This is a genomic window from Paraburkholderia sp. 40 (assembly GCF_050434105.1).
GTDB classification, from domain to species: domain Bacteria; phylum Pseudomonadota; class Gammaproteobacteria; order Burkholderiales; family Burkholderiaceae; genus Paraburkholderia; species Paraburkholderia tuberum.
Window position 1 is genome coordinate 1,252,665 of record NZ_JBNPVY010000004.1, and the last position, 20,953, is coordinate 1,273,617.

Sequence of the window (20,953 nt, forward strand, 5' to 3'; positions counted from 1 at the left end):
CCGTGAGTGAGTCGCACCTCATGCGGGTGTCGACTCGTTTGAACTGAAATCAGGCACCTTCAATGCTGCAAGAGACGCCGCTGCGAAGCGTCGCCGCGGGCGTGCCAGGCGAGGGCCAACGCCCGCACGCCGCGCGCCCTTTTTTCTTCCTCTCCGATCTGCATCTGAGCGAGGCGATTCCGCGCACGCTCGCCGCGTTCGAGCATTTCATCCGCGTGAGCGCGGAAGCGGCCGACTCGGTGTTCATCCTCGGCGATCTGTTCGAGTACTGGGTCGGCGACGACATGCTGAGCGAGCCGTTCGTCGCCCATATTGCGGCGCTGCTGCACACGCTGTCCGAGCGCGGCATCGCGCTTTACATCATGCACGGCAACCGCGACTTTCTGCTGGGCAAGCGCTTCATGAAAGCGGCCGGCGCGATCTGGCTGCCCGATCCGTTCGTGATTACCGCGTTCGGCACGCGCATTGCGCTCGCCCATGGCGATGGTCTGTGCACCGCGGATCGCGGCTATCAGTTGTTCAGGCGTTTCGCGCGCAATCGACTCGCGCAGATTCTGTTTCTCGCGTGGCCATTTCGTTGGCGTCGCAAGCTCGCCGAGAACATGCGCTCGAAGAGCGAGCATGGCCGCATGCGGCCGATGCCGATCAAGTATGACGTGACCCCGCAAGGTGTCGCCGCGCTGTTCAGGAAATCGAAGACCGCGACGATCATTCATGGGCATACCCATCTGCCCGCGCGGCATCGCGAGCCGGGCGGCACGCGCTGGGTTCTGCCCGACTGGGATCTCGATCACGGCGAGCGCCGGGGCGGCTATCTGAAGATCGATGCCGAGGGGATTCGAGCGCTGCCGCTGGATTGACCTCGTGGGTACGGCGTGCGCTTCGCGCTGCCGAGGCGCCGATACCTAGCGCTCCCCCGCCAGCCCCTCCACCTTCCCCGCGATCGCCGCCGATAGCCGCCGCAAATCGAGCAACGCTGCATCCGCGCCTTGCAGACCTTCGAGGCTCGTGCCGAGCCGCTCGAGCGCATCGACGATTTCATCGATACGTCGCGCCTGAGTAGCCGCATGGTCGATCAGACCGTGAATCGCGAGCGAAACCGGATCGTCCGCGTTGGGCGTGATGCCGTATGCGCAAAACGCGCTGATTTCGCTGCCGCGCTTCGCGTCACGCGCGGCGTTGTTCACATTCGGGTTCGCACCGTTCGCACCGTTCGCAGCCGCCGCGGCCGGCACGATGATCCGCGCCGGATTGCCGACCGCCGTGCCACGCGCGGGCACCGGCTTCGTCACGACCGCGTTCGATCCGATCTTCGCGTCCGCGCCGACGGTGAAGCCGCCGAGCACCTTCGCACCCGCACCGACGATCACACCACGCTCGAGCGTCGGATGCCGCTTCGCGCCGCGCGTGAGCGACGTGCCACCGAGCGTCACACCCTGGTAGATCGTGCAGTCGTCGCCGATCTGCGCGGTCTCGCCGATCACGACGCCCATGCCGTGATCGATGAACACGCGCCGCCCGACGGTCGCGCCCGGATGAATCTCGATGCCGGTCATGAAGCGCGCCATCTGGGACACGAAACGCGCGAGCCAGCGGCGCTTCGCGCGCCAGCACGCGTGAGCAATCCGATGCAGCACGAGCGCGTGCAGCCCCGGATAACACGTGAGCACTTCCCATGCGCTGCGGGCGGCGGGATCGCGCTCGCGGATGGTGGCGATATCTTCGCGAAGTCTCGTGAACATGGCAGCGACCGTATTGTTGGGAGGGAAAACCGTCTGCGTGAGCGAATCCGCGCGGTTTGCGCATGCGCGGGACTCTGCATTTCGCGCCATAGCGAACGGCATCGCTGCCGCTTAGCACGGCGGCAGCTTTGCTTCTAACGTTTCGTGGATTGTAGGGCGATTGCGCGAAACCTGCCGGAAGTCCCCGTCACCTGCAAGGTTGTCGTCAGACGAAGGCGGCGCATCAGGTGCGCCGTCACGGGCTGGTCAACGGACCGTCAGCCGGTCCGTCTGGTCTTGAGCAGGATGTGCTTGGCGATGCCGCGCACGATGTTGACCTCCTCGCGCTCGAGGCCCGAGCGCGCGAAGAGCCGCCGCAGCCGTGACATCAGCTTCTTCGGATTGGCCGGATCGAGAAACTCGAGCGCGACCAGTGCGCTTTCCAGATGCGCGAACATGCTCTCGATCTCGTCGCTGGCCGCCATCTGCGCGCGTGGAGCGGCGGATTCGGCCGACGCCGCGTGTGCTCCCGCGGTGGGTGCGCCGTCGCTCGCTTCGTCGGCGCCGAGGTACGCGGTGCGTAGTTCGTAGGAGAGCACCTGCACCGCCTGCGCGAGATTGAGCGAGCTATAGGCCGGATTGGCCGGAATATGCGCGATCGCGCTGCATCGCTCGACGTCCTCGTTCGACAAGCCCGTGCGCTCGTTGCCGAACACCAGCGCGATCTCGCCGTGCATCGCCTCTGCGTGCGCGGCGGCGGCAGCCGCGCGCGGCGTCCATTGCGGCGGACCGTATTCGCGCAGCCGCGCGGTCAGCGCAATCGACCAGTGCACGCCAGTCAGTGCATCGGCGAGCGACGGCACCACGTGCACGGAGGCGAGTACGTCATCGGCGCCGCTCGCCATCGCGATCGCTTCGGGGTCGTTCTGCACGTTCGGCACGCGCGGCGACACGAGCACGAGCCGCGAAAAGCCCATGGTTTTCAGCGCGCGCGCCGCGGCGCCGACATTGCCCGGATGGCTGGGCTCGACCAACACGAAACGCGTCGACGTGAAGCCGCCGCGCAAATCGGCCACGGCGGGGTCGGAGGAATGGTGGGTGTGATCCACGATGAAACTCGGCTGGCTAGGACTCAAGACGCGTATGGTAGCGCCAACGGGCACCTATGCCGAATCAGACGCACGCGCGAGCCACACGCGCGGACGAGGGCGCAGCATCTGACCGACACCGGCGGGCGCCTGTGCGGTACATCATCCGCACGTGAGCGAGCATGCGCGAGGGCGCCCGGACTCAGGTAAAATACCGCTTTTCGCGTCCGGCGCCGACGTTTGCTGAAGCTTCCGTCGAACCAGTCGCACTGTTCTTATTCAATTCGTCTCCGTCGACGGAATGCTCTCCGGTTTGATAGCCGGTCTGCCGTTCCGTGCTGTTTTTGCGTCGTTGCGGCGCCCGTCAGCGCAGTTTCGCGCTTATTTACCGGCCGGCAGCTGTGCTGCCCCGGCACAAGGATCAGTTTATGCATCCCATGCTCAATATCGCTGTGAAGGCCGCGCGCCGCGCAGCTCAGATCATCAGCCGCGCATCGCTCGATCTCGACCTGATTCAGGTCAGCAAAAAGCAGCACAACGATTTCGTCACGGAGGTCGACAAAGCGTCCGAAGCGGCGATCATCGAAACGCTGAAGACCGCCTATCCCGATCACGCCATCCTCGCCGAAGAGTCGGGCAAGTCGGACCACGATTCCGAATACCAGTGGATCATCGATCCGCTCGACGGCACCACCAACTTCATCCACGGCTTCCCTTACTACTGCGTGTCGATCGCGCTCGCGCACAAGGGCGTCGTCACGCAGGCCGTCGTCTACGATCCGACCCGCAACGATCTGTTCACCGCATCGCGCGGCCGTGGCGCGTTTCTCAACGATCGCCGCATCCGCGTCGCCAAGCGTGACCGCCTGGCCGACTGCCTGATCGGCACCGGCTTTCCGTTCCGCGCGCAGGACAGCCTCGAATCGTACGGCCGTCAGTTCGCCGAGATGACCGAAGCCTGCGCCGGCCTGCGCCGTCCGGGCGCCGCCGCGCTCGACCTGGCCAACGTCGCGGCCGGCCACATGGACGGCTTCTTCGAGCAGGGCCTGAACGCATGGGACGTCGCGGCGGGCAGCCTGCTGATCACCGAAGCCGGCGGCCTGGTCGGCAACTACACCGGTGATTCGGAGTTCCTGCACGTCGGCGAAGTCGTCGCGGGCAACCCGAAGGTCTACGCGCAGATGATTCCGATCCTGTCGCGCTTCAGCCGCACGCGTCAGCAGTCGGCATAAGGTGCGCCGCCGCGGCCGGTCCGCGGCAACGCATAACGGTTGCAGAGAAAAGCGGGCTTCGGCCGCCTTTCTGTTGGCGGCGCTCCAGTGTCCGGAGCGTCGTGCTAAAAAGCGGGAAGTTATTCGGGGCGGTACTCGGCCGGGACCGTTCCCTGCTCCATGCCGCTTTGACCCTGCCCGACTTTCGCCCCGGGCGCAGCCTCCAATCTGCCCTATGAAAAAAGGCTTCCATACGATCATCGCGGCACAGTTCATTTCGTCGCTGGCCGACAATGCGCTGTTGATCGCCGCCATCGCCCTGCTTTCCGTGATGCGCTCGGCCGCGTGGGTTACGCCGCTGCTGCAGATTTTTTTCACGATCTCGTACGTGCTGCTCGCGCCGTTCGTCGGCGCGTTCGCCGATTCGATGCAGAAGCGCCACGTGATGTTCATCTCCAACGCGCTGAAAGCGAGCGGCTGCCTGATGATGATTCTGGGCGTTCATCCGATGATCGCCTACGGCGTGGTCGGCTTCGGCGCGGCCGCGTATTCGCCCGCCAAGTACGGCATCCTCACCGAGCTGCTGCCCGCCGAAAAGCTCGTGCAGGCGAACGCGTGGCTCGAATCGGCGACGGTGCTGTCGACGATCGCCGGCACGATGCTCGGCGGTGGGCTGATCAGCACCGTCGTCGAGCATTTCGTCACGCGTGCTCATATGCCGCTGATCCGCTCGGCCGCCGATCTCGCGATGGGCGCGGTCATGCTCACCTACGCGATCGCCGCCGCGATCAACATCTTCATTCCGGACACTGGCGCGCGCTATCCGAACCGGCTGACCGAGCCAAAAAAGCTGGTCGGCGATTTCCATCACTGCTTCCGGGTGCTGTGGGCCGACAAGCTCGCGCAGATCGCGCTGTGGGTGACCACGCTGATGTGGGGCGCCGCCGTGACGATGCAGCTGCTGGTGCTCAAATGGGCGAACGTGAACCTCGGGCTGTCGTTGTCGAAGGCGGCGGTGATGCAAGGCGTGACCGGATTCGGCATCGCGATCGGCGCGGCGGGCGCGGCCGCGCTGATTCCATTGCGCCACTCGCTGAAGGTGTTGCCGGTCGGCGTGCTGACGGGCGCGGTGGCGATCGCGATGGCCTTCTACAACAAGGACCTGTTCCCGGCGGGGGCGGGCCTGCGCTTCGGCACGCACGTCGCGCCCTACTACATTCTGCTGGCCTATCCGCTGATGATCGTGCTCGGTGCGTTGTCGGGCTTTTTCATCGTGCCGATGAATGCGATCCTGCAGCATCGCGGCGCGACGCTGCTGTCGGCCGGTCACTCGATCGCCGTGCAGAATTTCAACCAGAACCTCGCGGTGCTGCTGATGCTCGGCGTGTACGCGCTGCTGCTCACGGCGAAGATGCCCGCGCAGTGGATCATCGTCGTGTTCGGCACCTTCATCACGCTGCTGATGTGGCTCGCGAAACGCCGCAGCGCGGCGAACGAACGCAGGGTGGACATGCGGGCGATGATCGAGGAATGAATGCATCACGGTGCTCCAGCAATGACAGCGCGAGGCTCGGCTCGACGGCCGTAACCCGCCGCGACGGCGTGCAACCCCCGCTTTGATCGAATAGGTCATGCTGACATTCAGCTCTTGTATTGGGCATCGTCCGTTCGGCCAGGGTCCGCTCGCCGCGCCGGCGGGTTAAACTCACGCCCTGAGCATCTACCGCAAGAAGACACGAAGGATGGGTATTCAAACCGCAGCGGCCAACGACGTCGCACAACACACGCCGATGATGCAGCAGTACCTGCGCATCAAGGCGGAGCATCCGGGCACGCTGGTGTTCTACCGGATGGGCGACTTCTACGAACTCTTTTTCGACGACGCGGAAAAAGCCGCGCGCCTGCTCGACCTGACGCTCACGCAGCGCGGCGCGTCGGCGGGCAATCCGATCAAGATGGCCGGCGTGCCGCATCACGCTGTCGAACAGTATCTGGCCAAGCTCGTGAAACTCGGCGAATCGGTCGCGATCTGCGAACAGATCGGCGACCCGGCCACCTCGAAAGGCCCGGTCGAGCGCAAGGTCATGCGCGTGGTTACGCCTGGCACGCTGACCGACGCCGCGCTGCTGTCCGACAAGAGCGACGTCTATCTGCTCGCGCTGGGCGTCGCGCACAATCGCCGCGGTGTCGCCACGAGCGTCGGTCTCGCATGGCTCAATCTCGCGAGCGGCGCGCTGCGCCTCGCCGAAGTCGCGCCCGATCAGGTCGCCGCCGCGCTGGAGCGCATCCGTCCCGCGGAAATTCTGGTCGCCGACGCCACCGCCGATTCGACTAGCTGGACACCGCCTGTCAACGCCAGCGCGCTCAAGCGTGTACCGGCCTGGCACTTCGATATCACCTCGGGCACGAAGCGCCTGTGCGACCAGCTCGAAGTCGCTAGCCTCGACGGCTTCGGCGCGCATTCGCTCGGCTGCGCGTGCGGCGCGGCCGGCGCGTTGCTGCTGTATGCGGCGTCCACGCAGGGCCAGCAACTGCGTCATGTGCGGAGCCTGAAGGTCGAATACGAATCCGAATACATCGGCCTCGATCCGGCCACGCGCCGCAACCTCGAACTCACGGAGACGCTGCGCGGCACCGAATCGCCGACGCTGTGCTCGCTGCTCGACACCTGCTGCACGACGATGGGCAGCCGCCTGCTGCGTCACTGGCTGCATCATCCGCCGCGCGATTCGGCGGTGGCTCAGGCGCGTCAGCAGGCGATCGGCGCGTTGCTCGACGCGCCGCCGGGCGCCGATCTCGATACATTGCGCGGCGCATTGCGGCAGATTTCGGACATCGAACGGATCACCGGCCGTCTCGCGCTGCTGTCGGCGCGGCCGCGCGATCTGTCGAGCCTGCGCGATACCTTCATCGCGCTACCTGCATTGCGCGCGCAGCTCGCGGCGGTGGCATCGAACGCGGATTCGCTCGCGCGCATCGACGCGGCGCTCGAACCGCCGCACGCGTGCGCCGATTTGCTGAAGCTCGCGGTCGCGCAAGAGCCGGCCGCGATGGTGCGCGACAGCGGCGTCATCGCGCGTGGTTATGACGCCGAGCTCGACGAACTACGCGATATTTCGGAGAACTGCGGACAGTTCCTGATCGATCTCGAAACACGCGAACGCGCGCGCACCGGCATCAGCAATCTGCGCGTCGAGTACAACAAGGTGCACGGCTTCTATATCGAAGTCACGCGCGGCCAAACCGACAAGGTGCCGGACGACTATCGCCGTCGGCAAACGCTGAAGAATGCCGAGCGCTATATCACGCCCGAGCTGAAGACCTTCGAGGACAAAGCGCTGTCCGCGCAGGAACGCGCGCTCGCGCGCGAACGCGCACTGTACGACGCGTTGTTGCAATCGTTGCTGCCGTTCATTCCCGACTGTCAGCGCGTGGCGCTCGCGCTCGCCGAACTCGATCTGCTGGCCGCGCTCGGCGAACGCGCTCGCGCGCTCGACTGGGTTGCGCCGACGTTCTCGGCGAACGCGGGTATCGACATCGAGCAGGGTCGTCATCCGGTGGTCGAGGCGCAGGTCGAGCAGTTCATCGCCAACGATTGCTCACTCGCGACCGAGCGCAAGCTGCTGTTGATCACCGGTCCCAACATGGGCGGTAAGTCGACTTTCATGCGCCAGACCGCGCTGATCGCGCTGCTCGCTTACGTGGGCAGCTATGTACCAGCGCGGCGCGCGGCCTTCGGACAGATCGACCGCATCTTCACGCGCATCGGTGCGGCCGACGACCTCGCCGGCGGCCGCTCGACCTTCATGGTGGAGATGACCGAAGCCGCCGCGATCCTCAACGACGCGACACCGCAAAGCCTCGTGCTGATGGACGAGATCGGCCGCGGCACGTCGACATTCGACGGCCTCGCGCTCGCGTGGGCGATCGCGCGCCACCTGCTCGCCCACAACGGCTGCTACACGCTGTTCGCGACGCACTATTTCGAGCTGACACAACTACCCGCGGAGTTTCCGCACGCGGCCAACGTGCATCTGTCGGCGGTCGAGCATGGGCACGGCATCGTGTTCCTGCACGCGGTCAACGAAGGGCCCGCCAATCAGAGCTACGGTCTGCAGGTCGCGCAACTCGCCGGCGTGCCGAACGCGGTGATCCGCGCGGCACGCAAGCATCTCGCGCATCTGGAGCAGCAATCGGCCGCGCAGCCCGCGCCGCAACTCGATCTGTTCGCGACGCAGCCTGCCATGCTCGCCGAAGACGCGGACGACGACCACGAGGCGGCGAGCGACGCAACGCCTGCGTCGCCCGCGATGCAGACACTCGTCGAGCGTCTGCGCGGCATCGATCCGAACGATCTGCGGCCGCGCGAAGCGCTCGATCTGCTGTACGAACTGCATGAACTGGCCGTCGCGCCGGATGCGGACCACTGACACGCCGGGACACCCGCCGCGCCCGCGCGGGCTTCGCGCGGCGCTGCGCCACGTGCTCGCACCGGCAGGCGGCATCGTCGTGCTCGTGGCAGTGTGCGCATGGACCGCGCCGGCGCACGCCGAGGCCTCGCGCTTCGCGTTCGCGGTGATTTCCGGCACGATGCACAGCCCCGCCGACGAAGCCGCCACGCAACGGCTGCTCGAGGCGATCAACCGCGAGCGCGACGTGCGCTTCATCGTCTATGACGGCAATCTGAAGGGGCCAAAGGAAGTTTGCCGCGACGCGCTGTTCGAGCGCCGCCACGCGCTGCTCGACAGTTCGCGCACTGCCCTCTTCTTTATTCCCGGCCAACATGACTGGGTCGATTGCGGCACGGCGGAAGCCGGCGGCTTCGATCCGGTCGAGCGGCTCGACCAGTTGCGGCAAACGCTGTTCGCCGATCCAACGTCGATGGGGCAGAACCCGATCGCGTTGACGCGCGAGAGCGAGGTGTCGCGCTTCCGCCCGTTCCGTGAAAACGTGCGCTGGGTGGTCAACGAAAAAACGAACGACAAAGCGAACACCAAAGCCGGCGACATCGTCTTCATCGGCCTGAACGCGCCGGGTCCGAACAACCACTACCTGAGCGCGGGCGGCCGCAACGGCGAGTTCGAAGATCGCGTGATCGCCAACGCATTCTGGCTCGAGCATGCGGCCGAATACGCGAAGCGCCGCGACGCGCGCGCGATCGTCGTGTTCATTCAGGGCGACTTCGACCCGGAGCGCTACGAGCGACCCGAACGGTTCGCCTGGCTGCACTTCGCACATAGCTCGCGCCGCGACGGCTTTCTAGAATTCAAGCGCAGTCTGCTCAAGCTCGCGCAGATTTTCCCCGGACCCGTGGTCGTCATTCATGCAGACGACGACCGGCCGGCCGGGGGTTTCGTCATCGATCAGCCGCTACGCAACGACAAGGGGATGGTCGTGACGAACCTCACGCGCATTGCGCTCGCGCCGCATGATCGTCTCAACCAATGGATTCAGATAGAAGCGGATTTCGGCAGGAAACCGCCGTTCAGAGTCGGCGTGCGCGACGTGCCGAAGCAGATGCCGCTGCCCACCACGCCGCCGGTCTTGCCGCCCCCATCGCCGCGCGACGAATCCGGCGCGTCGATGCCGGTTGCGCCGGAGATGCCGAATGTGGAAGGTTTCGGGCCGGCGTCGGAATTGCCGCCCGTATTGCAGACGCCTGGAGAGTCGCAGGAGCAGCAGCCGCGCATCCCATCCGACCAGGGCGGCGGCGACTATGGGCCCGCTATCTCGATGCCGCCGGGGTCGATACTGCCAGCCTCGCCTGCGTTGCCCGCATCGGTGCCGTCTGCCCCCGCGACGACACCGCGCATGCCCGCAAGCTCAGTGCAGGGTCGGTTTTGAGCTGTCTTCTTCGTCCTCGTCTTCATCGTCGTCGAGAACTTCGAGGCCGTCCGCGCCATGCGCGTGCTCGTGCTGGATTTCGTCTTCAGTAGCCGGACGCACGTCTTTGACGGTCAACGCGAAACGCAGCGCCATGCCGGCGAGCGGATGATTGCCATCGAGCACGACCTTGTCTTCCGCGACGTCGGTCACCACGTACACCAGCGCATCGATTTCCTCGTCGCCATCTTCCGGGGTGCCTTCGAACTGCATGCCGACTTCGAGCGGTTCAGGGAAGCGATCGCGCGGCTCGATCTTCACAAGGTCAGGATCGTATTCGCCGAACGCGTCTTGCGGCTCGAGCTGGATCTGGGTCTCGAAGCCAGCCTCGTGGCCGTCGAGCTCTTCCTCGATCTTGGGGAACGTGCCATCATAGCCGCCGTGAAGATAGACCATCGGCTCTTCGCTTTCCTCGATCAGATTGCCCTGCGCATCCGACAGTTTGTAGGCGACCGACACGACGGTGTTCTTTGCGATTTTCATTCGATTCTCCAGAATACAACTCACATTATACGATGCCCAGGCGGCCCACTCACCTCCCGGCCGATGCAGGTTCGGCAAGCAATTCGCCGTCTACCGCAAAGCCGGCCACGCGGCCCATTCTTCCGCCCTCGCCCCACGTTCCGACCGCGCTTCTCGGCCATCTGAGCCCGTCGCAATTCATGCGCCGCTACTGGCAGAAGAAGCCGCTGCTGATCCGTCAAGCGATTCCGGACATCGAAGCGCCGCTGTCGCGCGACGAGCTGTTCGAGCTGGCCGATCGGGACGACGTCGAAGCGCGCCTGATCACGCACTTCCGCAACAAATGGCAGCTGGAGCACGGCCCGTTCGCGCCCGACGAAATGCCGTCCGTCAAACAGCGCGCATGGACACTGCTCGTGCAGGGCGTGGACCTGCACGACGACCGCGCACGCGCGTTGCTCGACCGTTTCCGTTTCGTGCCGGACGCGCGTCTCGACGACCTGATGATTTCGTATGCGACCGATAGCGGCGGCGTCGGCCCGCACTTCGATTCCTACGATGTGTTTCTTTTGCAAGTAAAAGGCAAGCGCCGCTGGCGCATTAGCGCGCAGAAAGATCTGACGCTGCAGCCCGGCTTGCCGTTGAAGGTTTTACAGCACTTCGAGCACGAACAGGAGTGGGTACTCGAGCCCGGCGACATGCTGTACCTGCCGCCGCACATCGCGCACGACGGCATCGCCGAGGGCGAATGCATGACCTGCTCGATCGGTTTTCGCGCGCCCTCCGAAAGCGAGCTGACCGCGCAGTTCCTCTACCACCTGGCCGAGCGCGGAGAGGCCACGGGCAAGGCGGGCGCCCTTTATCGCGACCCACGGCAGGCCGCCGTCGAACAGCCGGCCGAGTTGCCCGCGGCGCTCGTCGAACGGGTGGGCGCGATGCTTGCTAAAGTGCGATGGAATGAGCAGGAGATTGCGTCGTTCCTTGGCACGTACCTCAGCGAACCCAAGCCGAGTGTCGTCTTCGATCCGCCGCAACGGCCGCTCAACGAAGCCCGTTTCATCGGCGCGGCGTCGAGATCCGGGCTACGGCTCGATCGCAAGACTAACCTGTTGTATGAACGACGTTTTTTCTTCGTAAATGGAGAAGAAATATCGTGGACCGGCGCGAAAAAATGGCTGTTTGAACTCGCAAATCTGCGGTGCATGAGTGCGAAACGCTTTGTAACACTATCGCACGATTCATCGGTGACAGCACTGCTACACGAGTGGTATTGTGCGGGCTGGATACAGGTGGGCGAGCTTGCGTAACTCTGCCCGCCTGTTATACCGTACAGTGAAATTTTGTATGAGAAAGACAACGTATTGACCCGCATTTATCGACTGTCAGTACGAAAGTGCATATAATTTCCGCCCAAGCCGTAGGGAAGATTCCAGCTCGTCAAAAGAGCATCTCCGCCAGCGGCCCAGGTCGGTGTTGGAGCACATTACCGGTTTTATTTTGCGCTGTTGCTTACCTTTAAACCATAAAAGGACGTGATCATGAAGAAATCCCTCCTCGTAGCATCCCTGTTGGCAGTTGTGGCACTCGCTGCATGCAACAAGAGCAACGATCAGGCTGCTGCACCGTCGGAGGCTGCGTCCGCACCGGCGGCAGCATCGCCTGCTGAAGCAGCATCGCCGGCAGTTGCAGCATCGCCGGCCGAAGCAGCATCGCCGGCCGAAGCAGCATCGCCGGCAGTTGCAGCATCGCCGGCTGAAGCAGCATCGCCGGCAGCAGGCGCAAGCCAGTAAGCCGCAACGGTTCGGCGCTGTAGGGGCGCTCCCGCTACAGCGCCTGCGCACGAAACGTTTGGAGGCTGGCCGGAAACGGCACGAGCCGCAAACGGGAAAAGAAAAACGCCACGGATTCACATCCGTGGCGTTTTGTCATTCAGGGCCGCTTTCCACTGCGGAGCTCGTCGCATGTGTGGAACACATCCCCGCCTATCGAACCGGCGCCGCTGGCCCAGCGCTCTCCTCAAAGAACTCACGCACCACGTCGATCTCGCGGGTGCGCTTGAACGGCGGCAGACCCTGCCAGATGCGGCGGCCATAAGGTTTATCGACGAGACGTGTATCGCAGATCATCAGCACGCCACGATCAGTCTCCGCGCGAATCAGCCGGCCGGCGCCCTGCTTCAGCGTGATGACGGCCTGCGGCAGCTGATGCACGGCGAACGGGCTCAAGCCCTTCTTCGTCAGTGCGTCGAGCCGCGCGGCCAGCACGGGATCGTCCGGCGGCGCAAACGGCAGCTTGTCGATCACGACCAGCGACAGCGCGTCGCCGCGCACGTCCACCCCTTCCCAGAAGCTCTGACTGCCGACCAGGATCGCATTGCCGTAGGCGCGAAAGCGGTCGAGCAGTTCGGTGCGGCTCGCATCGCCCTGCACGAGCAGCGGATAGTCCCAGCCGCGCGACTCAATCGCGTCGCGCAGCTTCGCCGAGATACGATCCACCGCGCGCAGTGTCGTGCACAGCATGAAGACGCCGCCGCCCGAGGCTTCGATCGCGGGCAATGCGGCATCGAACACGGCGTCGGTGAACATCGGCGATGACGGCTGTGGCAGATTGCGCGGTACGTACAGAAGCCCTTGCGATGGATAGTCGAATGGGCTCGGCAATGTCATCGAGCGCTTCGAGTTCAAGCCCATCTGCGCCGCATAGTGCGTGAAGTCGCCGCGCACCGACAGCGTCGCCGATGTGAAGATCCACGCGCGCGGTACGCCGGCGCGCTGCTTCGCGAAAATCGGCGCGACCGACAACGGCGTTTCGTGCAACTGCACCGTGTGCGAGAACACCTCGATCCAGCGCACCTTTTCATTCGGATCGGCGCGCTCCGCGCTGGCGTCACCCTCGCGGGTCGCAACCGCGTCGCGTTCGGCACTCGTGGGTGGCGTGGTCCAGCCGCTCAACACGTCCTGCAACTCGCGCGCGCGACGCAAACACGCGCCGAGCGATTCGGCTCGCTCGGCCTGGCCCGCCAACGCCGAGGCCAACGCGTCGAGTTCGGCCTCGAGCGTCTCGAGCGCGGCGAACAACGGGTGATCGTCGGGCAGTTGGCCGATCGACAGACGCACCGAGTCTTCCTTGAACGCGAGCCGCACGTCGCGGGCGGCGCGCTCGAGCGTCGCGCCGAGCTTGACCCAATCGATCGCATCGCGTGCGTGACCGAGGCCCTCGGCCACCGAATCGCGTGCGAGTTCGAGAAACTGTGCGGTCGATAGCGTCTCGCCGAAAAACAGCGTCGCGGTTTCGGGCAGCTGGTGCGCTTCGTCGAAGATGACCGTATTCGCAGTCGGCAGCAGCTCCGCCATGCCGGTATCGCGCAGCATGATGTCGGCGAAAAACAGATGGTGGTTGACCACCACGATATCGGCCTGCTGCGCTTCGCGGCGCGCCTGCATCACGAAGCAGTCCTTGTAGTGGGGACACTCCTGGCCGAGACAGTTGTCGCGCGTCGACGTGACCATCGACCACACCTGCGCCGTTTCCGGCACGCTCGCGAGTTCGGCCTTGTCGCCGGTGCGCGTGATCTTCGCGAAGCGCACGATGTCCTGCAGATACGAGGTCTCCTGGCGCGATGGCAGACGACCGTTGTCCGCGGTGCGTTGCAAGTAGTAATGGCACAGGTAGTTCGCGCGGCCCTTCAGCATCGCGACCGACACCGGCACCGCTAGCGCGTCGCGCACGGTCGGAATGTCGCGCTGGAACAGCTGATCCTGCAGATGCTTGGTGCCGGTCGAGACGATCACCTTGCCGCCCCACAGCATGGCCGGCACGAGGTACGCATAGGTCTTGCCGGTGCCGGTACCCGCCTCTACGATCAACGTATTCTCGCCACCGTCGACGCCATCGGCTTGCGCGTTGCTCGCGGTCGACTCAGAGACGGCTTCAGCGCCGGTCTGCTGCAGGCGCCGCGCCGGGCGCTTCTGCGTCTCGAACATCGCGGGCCCGGGCATCGCGCGGCCCGACGCCTCCATCGCCGCGGCAACCGCGCGCGCCATCTCGATCTGCGACGCACGCGGCCGATAACCGTCGATCTGCCGTGCGAGCAGACCGTTGTCGGCGAAGATGTCGTCGAGCTCGCTCGCGCGGCGCCGATTCAGCGACACACCTGGCACCGGTGCTGCCGCGCGCGGCGCGGGCGCGCCCGAAGCAGATGCGTTGTCCGGCGCGGCCCGGGATGAAGTGTCATGCGATGAATTCAAGGCAAGCGTTCCTGCTAAGTCCGGCTCGCGCGCTGCGCGCCCGGCGCCTGCCAGGCCGCGAACTCAGGCGCGCGCGTCCGGTTCGAGCTGCAATTGCAGCAAGATGATGGTGTCCTTGACTTTAAGTTTGCGCTTTTTCAGGCGCTGCAACTCGAAGTCGTCGATGCCGGGTTCATCCGACATCCGGTCGATCAACCGGTCGAGTCCACTATGCTCCGATTCCAGTTGCAGAATGCGGTCGCGAAGTGTGTTTGCGTCGATGACGTGATGACGATCGCGCATGCTCGCCTCCTCTGGTCGGCGGCACGAACCGCGTGCGCGCGGTCCGATGCCTGAGGTTGCTGTCCGCCTCAAAACGCATTACGGCGACTACGGCGGCCCTGGCCACGACCGCCAGGGCTTACTCTACGATACAGCCACTACAGCACGCTTACTGTTGCTCTTGTTGCTGCTTTTGCTGCTCTTCGAGCTGTTGCTGCTTCAGCTCGTCCTGACGCTTCTGCTCGGCCTTCCCGGCGGCCTGCTTTTGACGTGCTTCGACATCGAGCTTGTGCTGCGCGGCCTCGGCCTGCTTCCGCTCGAAAGTCTCCTGTTTCTGCTGGCGCTCCGCGGCCTTTTGCGCACCCTGCCGACGCGCTTCCTCGAGCTTGCGCTGGTAGTCGCTCTGCTTCTGGTCGTGGGCCTTCTGATTGGCCGCCGCCTGCGCAGGTGTGACACCACGCTGCGCCTGATCGAGCGCGTGCTGGCGCTGCTTCTCCTCGTAGGCCTGCGCGTTGGCTTCGTGCTGCGGTGCCGCGGCGTTGCGCTGCGCCTGATCGAGCGCGTGCTGACGTTGCTTCTCCGCGTAGGCCTGCGCATTGGCTTCGCGCTGCGGCGCCTCTGCGTTGTGCTGCGCCTGATCGAGCGCGTGCTGACGCTGCTTTTCCTGATACGCCTGCTCGTTGCGCGCGTCTTCGGCGGCACGTTGCGGCGCTTCCGCCTCGTTTTGCGCGCGCCGCAACGCGGTGCGTTCGTCGCGTTCACGGGCGCGCTGCGCACGCTGCTCGGCGTCGAGCGCGAGCTGTTCCTTGCGGATGTCCGCCTGCACGCTGCGCATCGCGTCGCGCGCGCGGTTCAGACAGTGATTGACGAAGAAGCGGCTGTAGCAGTTGTGTTGCGCGACAGCGAATTGATAGTTGTTGTCGTCGGTGCGCTGATTGAGCACCTGTTGCCGCTCGTCGAACGACTTGTCCAGCACGGCTACGTCACTTGCGCTTTGAGGGCCGTCGGCGGTTGCGGCGGCTTGCGGGCCCGAGGCCGCGACGGGCGCCGTACCTTGCGCCGGCGTCGCGCTTTGCGCCACGGCCGACACAGGCACGACGAGCGCTGCGGCGATCGCGCACGACGCGGCAGCCGTTAAAGCCGACCGACCGAACGAGCGCAAAGAAACCAGCGGCAATTGAGACGAACCCGGCAGTGGACCCGGCAGTGAACCTGACGCCAGCGAAGAGACCAGGCGGTTGAGGGACAGGGAGATTGGCAACGTCGTAGAGGGTCAACGGAACATGCCCGAAATTCTAACACCCCACGGTTGAGCCCTTTGGCATTTATGGCAAAATGCCCCGCTCTAGCAACCTGGTCGCGGCGCACGCCCGGCCTGTCCCGATTTGCCGCCCGCGCGCGGCCCATCACTGAGTCCGCAGGAACACCAAGACCTTATGACGGAAACCGTAGCACTCAAGATCGTCCAGCGCATCGCCACCGAACTGTCCGTCCAGCCGCGCCAGGTCGCGGCCGCGGTGGAACTTCTCGACGAAGGCGCGACCGTTCCGTTCATCGCCCGTTATCGCAAGGAAGTGACGGGCAATCTCGACGACACGCAACTGCGCAATCTCGAGGAACGCCTGCTCTATTTGCGCGAGCTGGAAGACCGGCGCGCGGCGATCATCGCGAGCATCGACGAACAGGGTAAGCTCACCGACGAGCTGCGCGGCGCGATCGAAGGCGCCGACAGCAAACAGGTGCTCGAAGACCTCTATCTGCCATACAAACCGAAGCGCCGCACGCGCGCGCAGATCGCGCGCGAAGCCGGCCTGCAGCCGCTCGCCGACGCGCTGCTCGGCAATCCGCTGCTCGATCCGCAAGCCGAAGCCGCGGCGTACGTGGACGCGGACAAAGGCATCGCCGATGTGAAGGCCGCGCTCGACGGCGCGCGCGACATCCTCTCCGAACAATTCGGCGAGACCGCCGAACTGCTCGGCAAGCTGCGCGACTATCTGTTCAACCAGGGCGTGGTGTCGTCGAAGGTCGTGGAAGGCAAGGAAACCGCGGAAGAGGAGAAATTCCGCGACTACTACGACTACGCCGAAACGATCCGCACAGTGCCGTCGCATCGCGCGCTCGCACTGTTCCGCGGCCGCAATGCCGGCGTGCTGATGATCAAGCTCGGCCTCGGCGAAGAGCTCGACGCGCAGGTGCCGCACCCGGGCGAAGCGCTGATCGCGCGGCACTTCGGCATCGCCAATCAGAACCGCCCCGCCGACAAGTGGCTCTCCGACGTGTGCCGCTGGTGCTGGCGCGTCAAGGTGCAGCCGCACCTCGAAAACGAGCTGCTGACCAATCTGCGCGACGAAGCCGAACACGAAGCGATCCGCGTGTTCGCGCGCAATCTGAAGGACCTGCTGCTTGCGGCGCCGGCTGGTCCGAAGGCCGTGATCGGTCTGGATCCGGGCTTGCGCACCGGCGTGAAGGTGGCGGTGGTCGACCGCACCGGCAAGGTGCTCGCGACCGACACGATCTACCCGCACGAGCCGCGCCGCGACTGGGACGGCTCGCTCGCGAAGCTCGCGCGAATCGCCGCGCAAACGCAGGCCGAGCTGATCAGCATCGGCAACGGCACCGCGTCGCGTGAGACGGACAAACTCGCGAGCGAGCTGATCGCGCGTCATCCGGAGCTGAAGCTGCAGAAGATCGTCGTGTCCGAAGCCGGCGCGTCGGTGTACTCGGCGTCCGAGCTTGCCGCGAAGGAATTCCCCGCCATGGACGTGTCGCTGCGCGGCGCCGTGTCGATCGCGCGACGTCTGCAGGACCCGCTCGCCGAGCTCGTGAAGATCGAGCCGAAGGCGATCGGCGTCGGCCAGTATCAGCACGACGTGAACCAGCGCGAACTCGCGCGCTCGCTCGACGCGGTCGTCGAAGACTGCGTGAATGCGGTCGGCGTCGATGCGAACACCGCGTCGGTCGCGCTGCTCGCGCGGGTGTCGGGTTTAAACGCAACGCTCGCGCGCAACATCGTCGACTATCGCGATGCGAACGGGCCGTTCCCGTCGCGCGAGCATCTACGCAAGGTCCCGCGTCTCGGCGACAAGACCTTCGAGCAGGCTGCCGGCTTCCTGCGCATCAATAACGGCGAGAATCCGCTCGACCGTTCGTCGGTGCACCCGGAAGCGTATCCGGTCGTTCAGCGCATCCTCGCGAAGATCAGTAAGCAGGTCGGCGAAGTGCTCGGCAATCGCGACGCGTTACGCGGACTGTCACCCACCGAATTCGTCGACGAGCGTTTCGGTCTTCCAACCGTGCGCGACATCCTGGTCGAACTCGAGAAGCCGGGCCGCGATCCGCGTCCCGAGTTCAAGACCGCGACGTTCCGCGAAGGTGTCGAGAAGGTCAGCGATCTGATCCCGGGCATGGTGCTCGAAGGCGTCGTGACGAACGTCGCGGCGTTCGGCGCGTTCATCGACGTCGGTGTGCATCAGGATGGCCTCGTGCACGTGTCGGCGATGTCGACGAAGTTCGTGAAGGACCCGCATGAGGTCGTGAAAGCCGGTCAGATCGTCAAGGTCAAGGTGCTCGAAGTCGACGTGAAGCGCCAGCGTATCGCACTGACGATGCGTCTCGACGACGAACCCGGTGCAGCGGCCGCGCGCAGCGGCGGCGGTGCGCAGCAGGATCGCGGTGGCTCGGGCGGCAGCTTCAATCGCGGCGGAGCGGGACGCGGTGCGCCGCAACGCTCGCGCGAACCGGAGCCGGGCGGCGCGATGGCGGCTGCGTTTGCGAAGCTCAAGCAGAAGTGAGCGTCACGGACCGGAGCACGTCGTCGCACGCGCTCCGGTCCGTGACATGACTGCGTCGCGCGCTCAACCGCTTGCACGCGCGCATGAACAAAAAGCCCACGCATTGCGTGGGCCTTTTGTTTGCGCTCCCGCACGTCACGCGCGAGCCGTCAAATCTCGATCTTCGTTCCCAGTTCCACGACCCGGTTAGCCGGGATGCTGAAGAAGTCGGTCGGCTTCGCGGCGTTCTGATGCATCCACGCGAACACACGCTCGCGCCATACCGACATGCCCGGCAATTGCGTCGGCACCACCGTTTCGCGCGCGAGAAAGAATGACGTGTCCATCAATTCGAAGGTCATGTCGTGCGTGCGGCCGACGTCGAGCAGCACCGCCTTCACGTCGGGCGTTTCGTTAAAGCCGTAGGCTGCCTTCACCAGCCACAGGCCACCATTCATGTCCTTCACGGTCACGCGATCGGCGTCCTTCACGTACGGAATGTCGCGCGTGACGAAGGTCAGAAAGATCGTGCGCTCGTGCAGCACCTTGTTGTGTTTCAGATTGTGCAGCAGGCTCACCGGCACCAGCGAATCGCTGCCGGTCAGATAGATCGCAGTGCCCGACACGCGATGCGGCGGATGCGCGAGCAAGCCTTGCAGGAACGGCATCAACGGAATACCGTCGGCGGCCGTGCGTTCCTTCACGATCATCCTGCCCTTGAACCACGTCATCAGCAGGAAGAACAGCAGGCCGCCGATGCACAGCGGCAACCAGCCGCCCTCTTCGACCTTCAGCAGGTTCGCGCCGAAAAAGCCCAGGTCGACCACCATGAACACGCCGATGATGAGCCCAACGAGCAGTCTGTTCCAGTTCCACACCTTCACCATCACGACGCAGGCAAGGATCGTCGTGATCACCATCGTTGCAGTCACCGCGATACCGTACGCGGCCGCCAGATTGTCCGAGCTCTTGAACGCGATCACGATGCACAGGATGATGAACAGCAGCATCCAGTTCACGACCGGCACATAGATCTGCCCGATCGCGAGTTCGGACGTGTGCAGGACCTTCATGCGTGGCACGTAGCCGAGCTGGATCGCCTGGCTCGTCAGCGAGTACGCGCCCGAAATCACCGCCTGCGACGCGATCACCGTCGCGATCGTCGACAGCACGACGAGCGGCAACAACGCCCAGTCCGGCGCGAGCAGGAAGAACGGATTTTCGATCGCCTTTGGGTCGTGCATCAGCAGCGCGCCCTGGCCGAAGTAGTTCAGCACGAGCGAAGGCATCACGAGCACGTACCACGCCATGCGGATCGGCTGCGCGCCGAAGTGGCCCATGTCCGCGTACAGCGCCTCCGCGCCGGTCAGCACCAGCACGACCGAGCCGAGCACCACGTAGGCCTGCAGCACGTGCGCGGCCATGAACGTGTACGCGTAGTACGGATTGAGCGCCTGGATCACATTCGGCGACTGCATGATGTGCCACAGGCCGAGCACGGCGAGCACGAGGAACCAAAGCGTCATGATCGGCCCGAACAGACGGCCGACCGTGGCCGTGCCGTGCCGCTGGATCCAGAACAGCACGATCAGGATCACGACGGTCAGCGGAATCACCAGATTCGCCAGATGCGGCGCGGCGATTTCGAGACCTTCGACCGCCGAGATCACCGAGATTGCCGGCGTGATCACCGCGTCGCCGTAAAACATGCAGGCGCCGAAGATGCCGAGCATCATCAGAAGGCCGGCCATTTTCGATTTCTGATCGACCGAGCGCATCGCCAGCGCCATGAGCGCGAGGACGCCGCCCTCGCCGTTGTTGTCGGCGCGCATCACGAACAGCACGTACTTGACGCCGACCACGATCACGATCGCCCAGAACAGCAGCGAAATAACGCCAAGGATCGACTGATCGGTCAACGGGATGCCGTGCGACGGACTGAAGGCTTCCTTCAGCGCGTACAACGGGCTCGTACCGATGTCGCCGAACACCACACCGATCGCGGCAATCGCAAGGGAAGGCAGTGGCTGTTTGTGTACGTGATTGTTATCTGTCATGGACGCGAGGAAATCCGTTCCCGGGCGGAAAAAACGACCGCTATTTTAAACTGCCCATCCGGTACCGCCCGGCTTGTTGTGGATACGCCACGTGGATGTCCGCGCAGTGTAGCACTGCGATATGGACGCGTCTGCCGCGGTGCGGACGTCCCGGCGCGGCGCGTGACGCATAAAAAAACGGAGCCCGACTGGGCTCCGTTTTGTGACACCGCGATGACGCGCGAGATCCGATGCGACAAAGCATGAGGCGCGC

General features: G+C 64.7%; 15 protein-coding genes. 8 read left to right on the forward strand and 7 right to left on the reverse strand.

Going from position 1 to position 20,953, the window contains the following annotated elements:
* The first annotated feature begins 62 nt into the window (after positions 1 to 62).
* On the forward strand, positions 63 to 860 hold the full coding sequence (locus OKW28_RS27385; RefSeq protein WP_429450349.1) for a UDP-2,3-diacylglucosamine diphosphatase: 798 nt from the start codon (positions 63 to 65) through the stop codon (positions 858 to 860).
* Between the two features lie 45 nt (positions 861 to 905).
* Here the strand turns inward: OKW28_RS27385 and cysE are convergent, their stop codons facing one another.
* On the reverse strand, positions 906 to 1,742 hold the full coding sequence (cysE, locus tag OKW28_RS27390; protein WP_429450350.1) for a serine O-acetyltransferase: 837 nt from the start codon (positions 1,740 to 1,742) through the stop codon (positions 906 to 908).
* A gap of 257 nt (positions 1,743 to 1,999) precedes the next feature.
* Positions 2,000 to 2,830 carry an RNA methyltransferase gene (locus tag OKW28_RS27395; protein ID WP_429450351.1) on the reverse strand — a complete coding sequence of 277 codons (831 nt, stop codon included), beginning with the start codon at positions 2,828 to 2,830 and terminating at the stop codon, positions 2,000 to 2,002.
* 407 nt (positions 2,831 to 3,237) lie between these two features.
* On the opposite strand from OKW28_RS27395, the gene OKW28_RS27400 reads away from it, so the two are divergent.
* From OKW28_RS27400 to OKW28_RS27415, 4 genes are all read left to right on the forward strand, one after another.
* A complete protein-coding gene (locus tag OKW28_RS27400) occupies positions 3,238 to 4,041 on the forward strand; it encodes an inositol monophosphatase family protein (RefSeq protein ID WP_429450353.1) in 804 nt (267 codons plus the stop codon).
* Between the two features lie 214 nt (positions 4,042 to 4,255).
* Positions 4,256 to 5,554 (forward strand): lysophospholipid transporter LplT, encoded by a 1,299-nt coding sequence (lplT, locus tag OKW28_RS27405; protein ID WP_429450354.1) that lies wholly within the window; start codon positions 4,256 to 4,258, stop codon positions 5,552 to 5,554.
* Between the two features lie 208 nt (positions 5,555 to 5,762).
* Entirely contained in the window at positions 5,763 to 8,450 is a 2,688-nt protein-coding gene (gene mutS, locus OKW28_RS27410; RefSeq protein WP_429450355.1) for a DNA mismatch repair protein MutS, read from the forward strand.
* Positions 8,416 to 9,864 (forward strand): hypothetical protein, encoded by a 1,449-nt coding sequence (locus OKW28_RS27415; RefSeq protein ID WP_429450356.1) that lies wholly within the window; start codon positions 8,416 to 8,418, stop codon positions 9,862 to 9,864. Before mutS ends, OKW28_RS27415 begins: the two co-directional genes overlap by 35 nt.
* Here the strand turns inward: OKW28_RS27415 and OKW28_RS27420 are convergent.
* Complete coding sequence (locus tag OKW28_RS27420) at positions 9,844 to 10,386, reverse strand: FKBP-type peptidyl-prolyl cis-trans isomerase (protein WP_184048969.1); 543 nt, start codon at positions 10,384 to 10,386, stop codon at positions 9,844 to 9,846. The genes OKW28_RS27415 and OKW28_RS27420 overlap by 21 nt on opposite strands.
* A 32-nt stretch (positions 10,387 to 10,418) precedes the next feature.
* Between OKW28_RS27420 and OKW28_RS27425 the strand changes: the two genes are divergently transcribed.
* Together OKW28_RS27425 and OKW28_RS27430 are read left to right on the forward strand one after the other, a co-directional pair.
* Positions 10,419 to 11,672, forward strand: coding sequence for a JmjC domain-containing protein (locus OKW28_RS27425; RefSeq protein WP_429450357.1), 1,254 nt, complete (start codon positions 10,419 to 10,421; stop codon positions 11,670 to 11,672).
* A gap of 231 nt (positions 11,673 to 11,903) precedes the next feature.
* Positions 11,904 to 12,155, forward strand: a complete 252-nt coding sequence (locus OKW28_RS27430; protein ID WP_429450358.1) for a hypothetical protein — start codon at positions 11,904 to 11,906, stop codon at positions 12,153 to 12,155.
* Positions 12,156 to 12,347: 192 nt separating this feature from the next.
* On the opposite strand, the gene OKW28_RS27435 is transcribed toward OKW28_RS27430, so the two are convergent.
* From OKW28_RS27435 to OKW28_RS27445, 3 genes are all read right to left on the reverse strand, one after another.
* The gene (locus tag OKW28_RS27435) at positions 12,348 to 14,612 is read right to left on the reverse strand and encodes an ATP-dependent DNA helicase (protein ID WP_429450360.1); all 2,265 of its coding nucleotides are present in this window, start codon (positions 14,610 to 14,612) and stop codon (positions 12,348 to 12,350) included.
* 63 nt (positions 14,613 to 14,675) lie between these two features.
* Entirely contained in the window at positions 14,676 to 14,894 is a 219-nt protein-coding gene (locus OKW28_RS27440) for a DUF465 domain-containing protein (protein WP_013089766.1), read from the reverse strand.
* Positions 14,895 to 15,042: 148 nt separating this feature from the next.
* Positions 15,043 to 16,035, reverse strand: coding sequence for a hypothetical protein (locus tag OKW28_RS27445; RefSeq protein ID WP_429454469.1), 993 nt, complete (start codon positions 16,033 to 16,035; stop codon positions 15,043 to 15,045).
* Positions 16,036 to 16,309: 274 nt separating this feature from the next.
* Between OKW28_RS27445 and OKW28_RS27450 the strand changes: the two genes are divergently transcribed.
* Positions 16,310 to 18,664 (forward strand): Tex family protein, encoded by a 2,355-nt coding sequence (locus OKW28_RS27450; protein WP_429450361.1) that lies wholly within the window; start codon positions 16,310 to 16,312, stop codon positions 18,662 to 18,664.
* Between the two features lie 149 nt (positions 18,665 to 18,813).
* On the opposite strand, the gene OKW28_RS27455 is transcribed toward OKW28_RS27450, so the two are convergent.
* Complete coding sequence (locus OKW28_RS27455; RefSeq protein WP_429450362.1) at positions 18,814 to 20,700, reverse strand: potassium transporter Kup; 1,887 nt, start codon at positions 20,698 to 20,700, stop codon at positions 18,814 to 18,816.
* Between the last annotated feature and the right edge of the window lie 253 nt (positions 20,701 to 20,953).

Coding starts and splice junctions, on each gene's coding strand:
- OKW28_RS27420 (WP_184048969.1), bottom strand. CDS start 10,386: ATGAAAATCGCAAAGAACACCGTCGTGTCGGTCGCCTACAAACTGTCG.
- OKW28_RS27385 (WP_429450349.1), top strand. CDS start 63: ATGCTGCAAGAGACGCCGCTGCGAAGCGTCGCCGCGGGCGTGCCAGGC.
- lplT (WP_429450354.1), top strand. CDS start 4,256: ATGAAAAAAGGCTTCCATACGATCATCGCGGCACAGTTCATTTCGTCG.
- OKW28_RS27400 (WP_429450353.1), top strand. CDS start 3,238: ATGCATCCCATGCTCAATATCGCTGTGAAGGCCGCGCGCCGCGCAGCT.
- OKW28_RS27450 (WP_429450361.1), top strand. CDS start 16,310: ATGACGGAAACCGTAGCACTCAAGATCGTCCAGCGCATCGCCACCGAA.
- OKW28_RS27425 (WP_429450357.1), top strand. CDS start 10,419: ATGCCCAGGCGGCCCACTCACCTCCCGGCCGATGCAGGTTCGGCAAGC.
- mutS (WP_429450355.1), top strand. CDS start 5,763: ATGGGTATTCAAACCGCAGCGGCCAACGACGTCGCACAACACACGCCG.
- OKW28_RS27430 (WP_429450358.1), top strand. CDS start 11,904: ATGAAGAAATCCCTCCTCGTAGCATCCCTGTTGGCAGTTGTGGCACTC.
- cysE (WP_429450350.1), bottom strand. CDS start 1,742: ATGTTCACGAGACTTCGCGAAGATATCGCCACCATCCGCGAGCGCGAT.
- OKW28_RS27415 (WP_429450356.1), top strand. CDS start 8,416: ATGAACTGGCCGTCGCGCCGGATGCGGACCACTGACACGCCGGGACAC.
- OKW28_RS27440 (WP_013089766.1), bottom strand. CDS start 14,894: ATGCGCGATCGTCATCACGTCATCGACGCAAACACACTTCGCGACCGC.
- OKW28_RS27455 (WP_429450362.1), bottom strand. CDS start 20,700: ATGACAGATAACAATCACGTACACAAACAGCCACTGCCTTCCCTTGCG.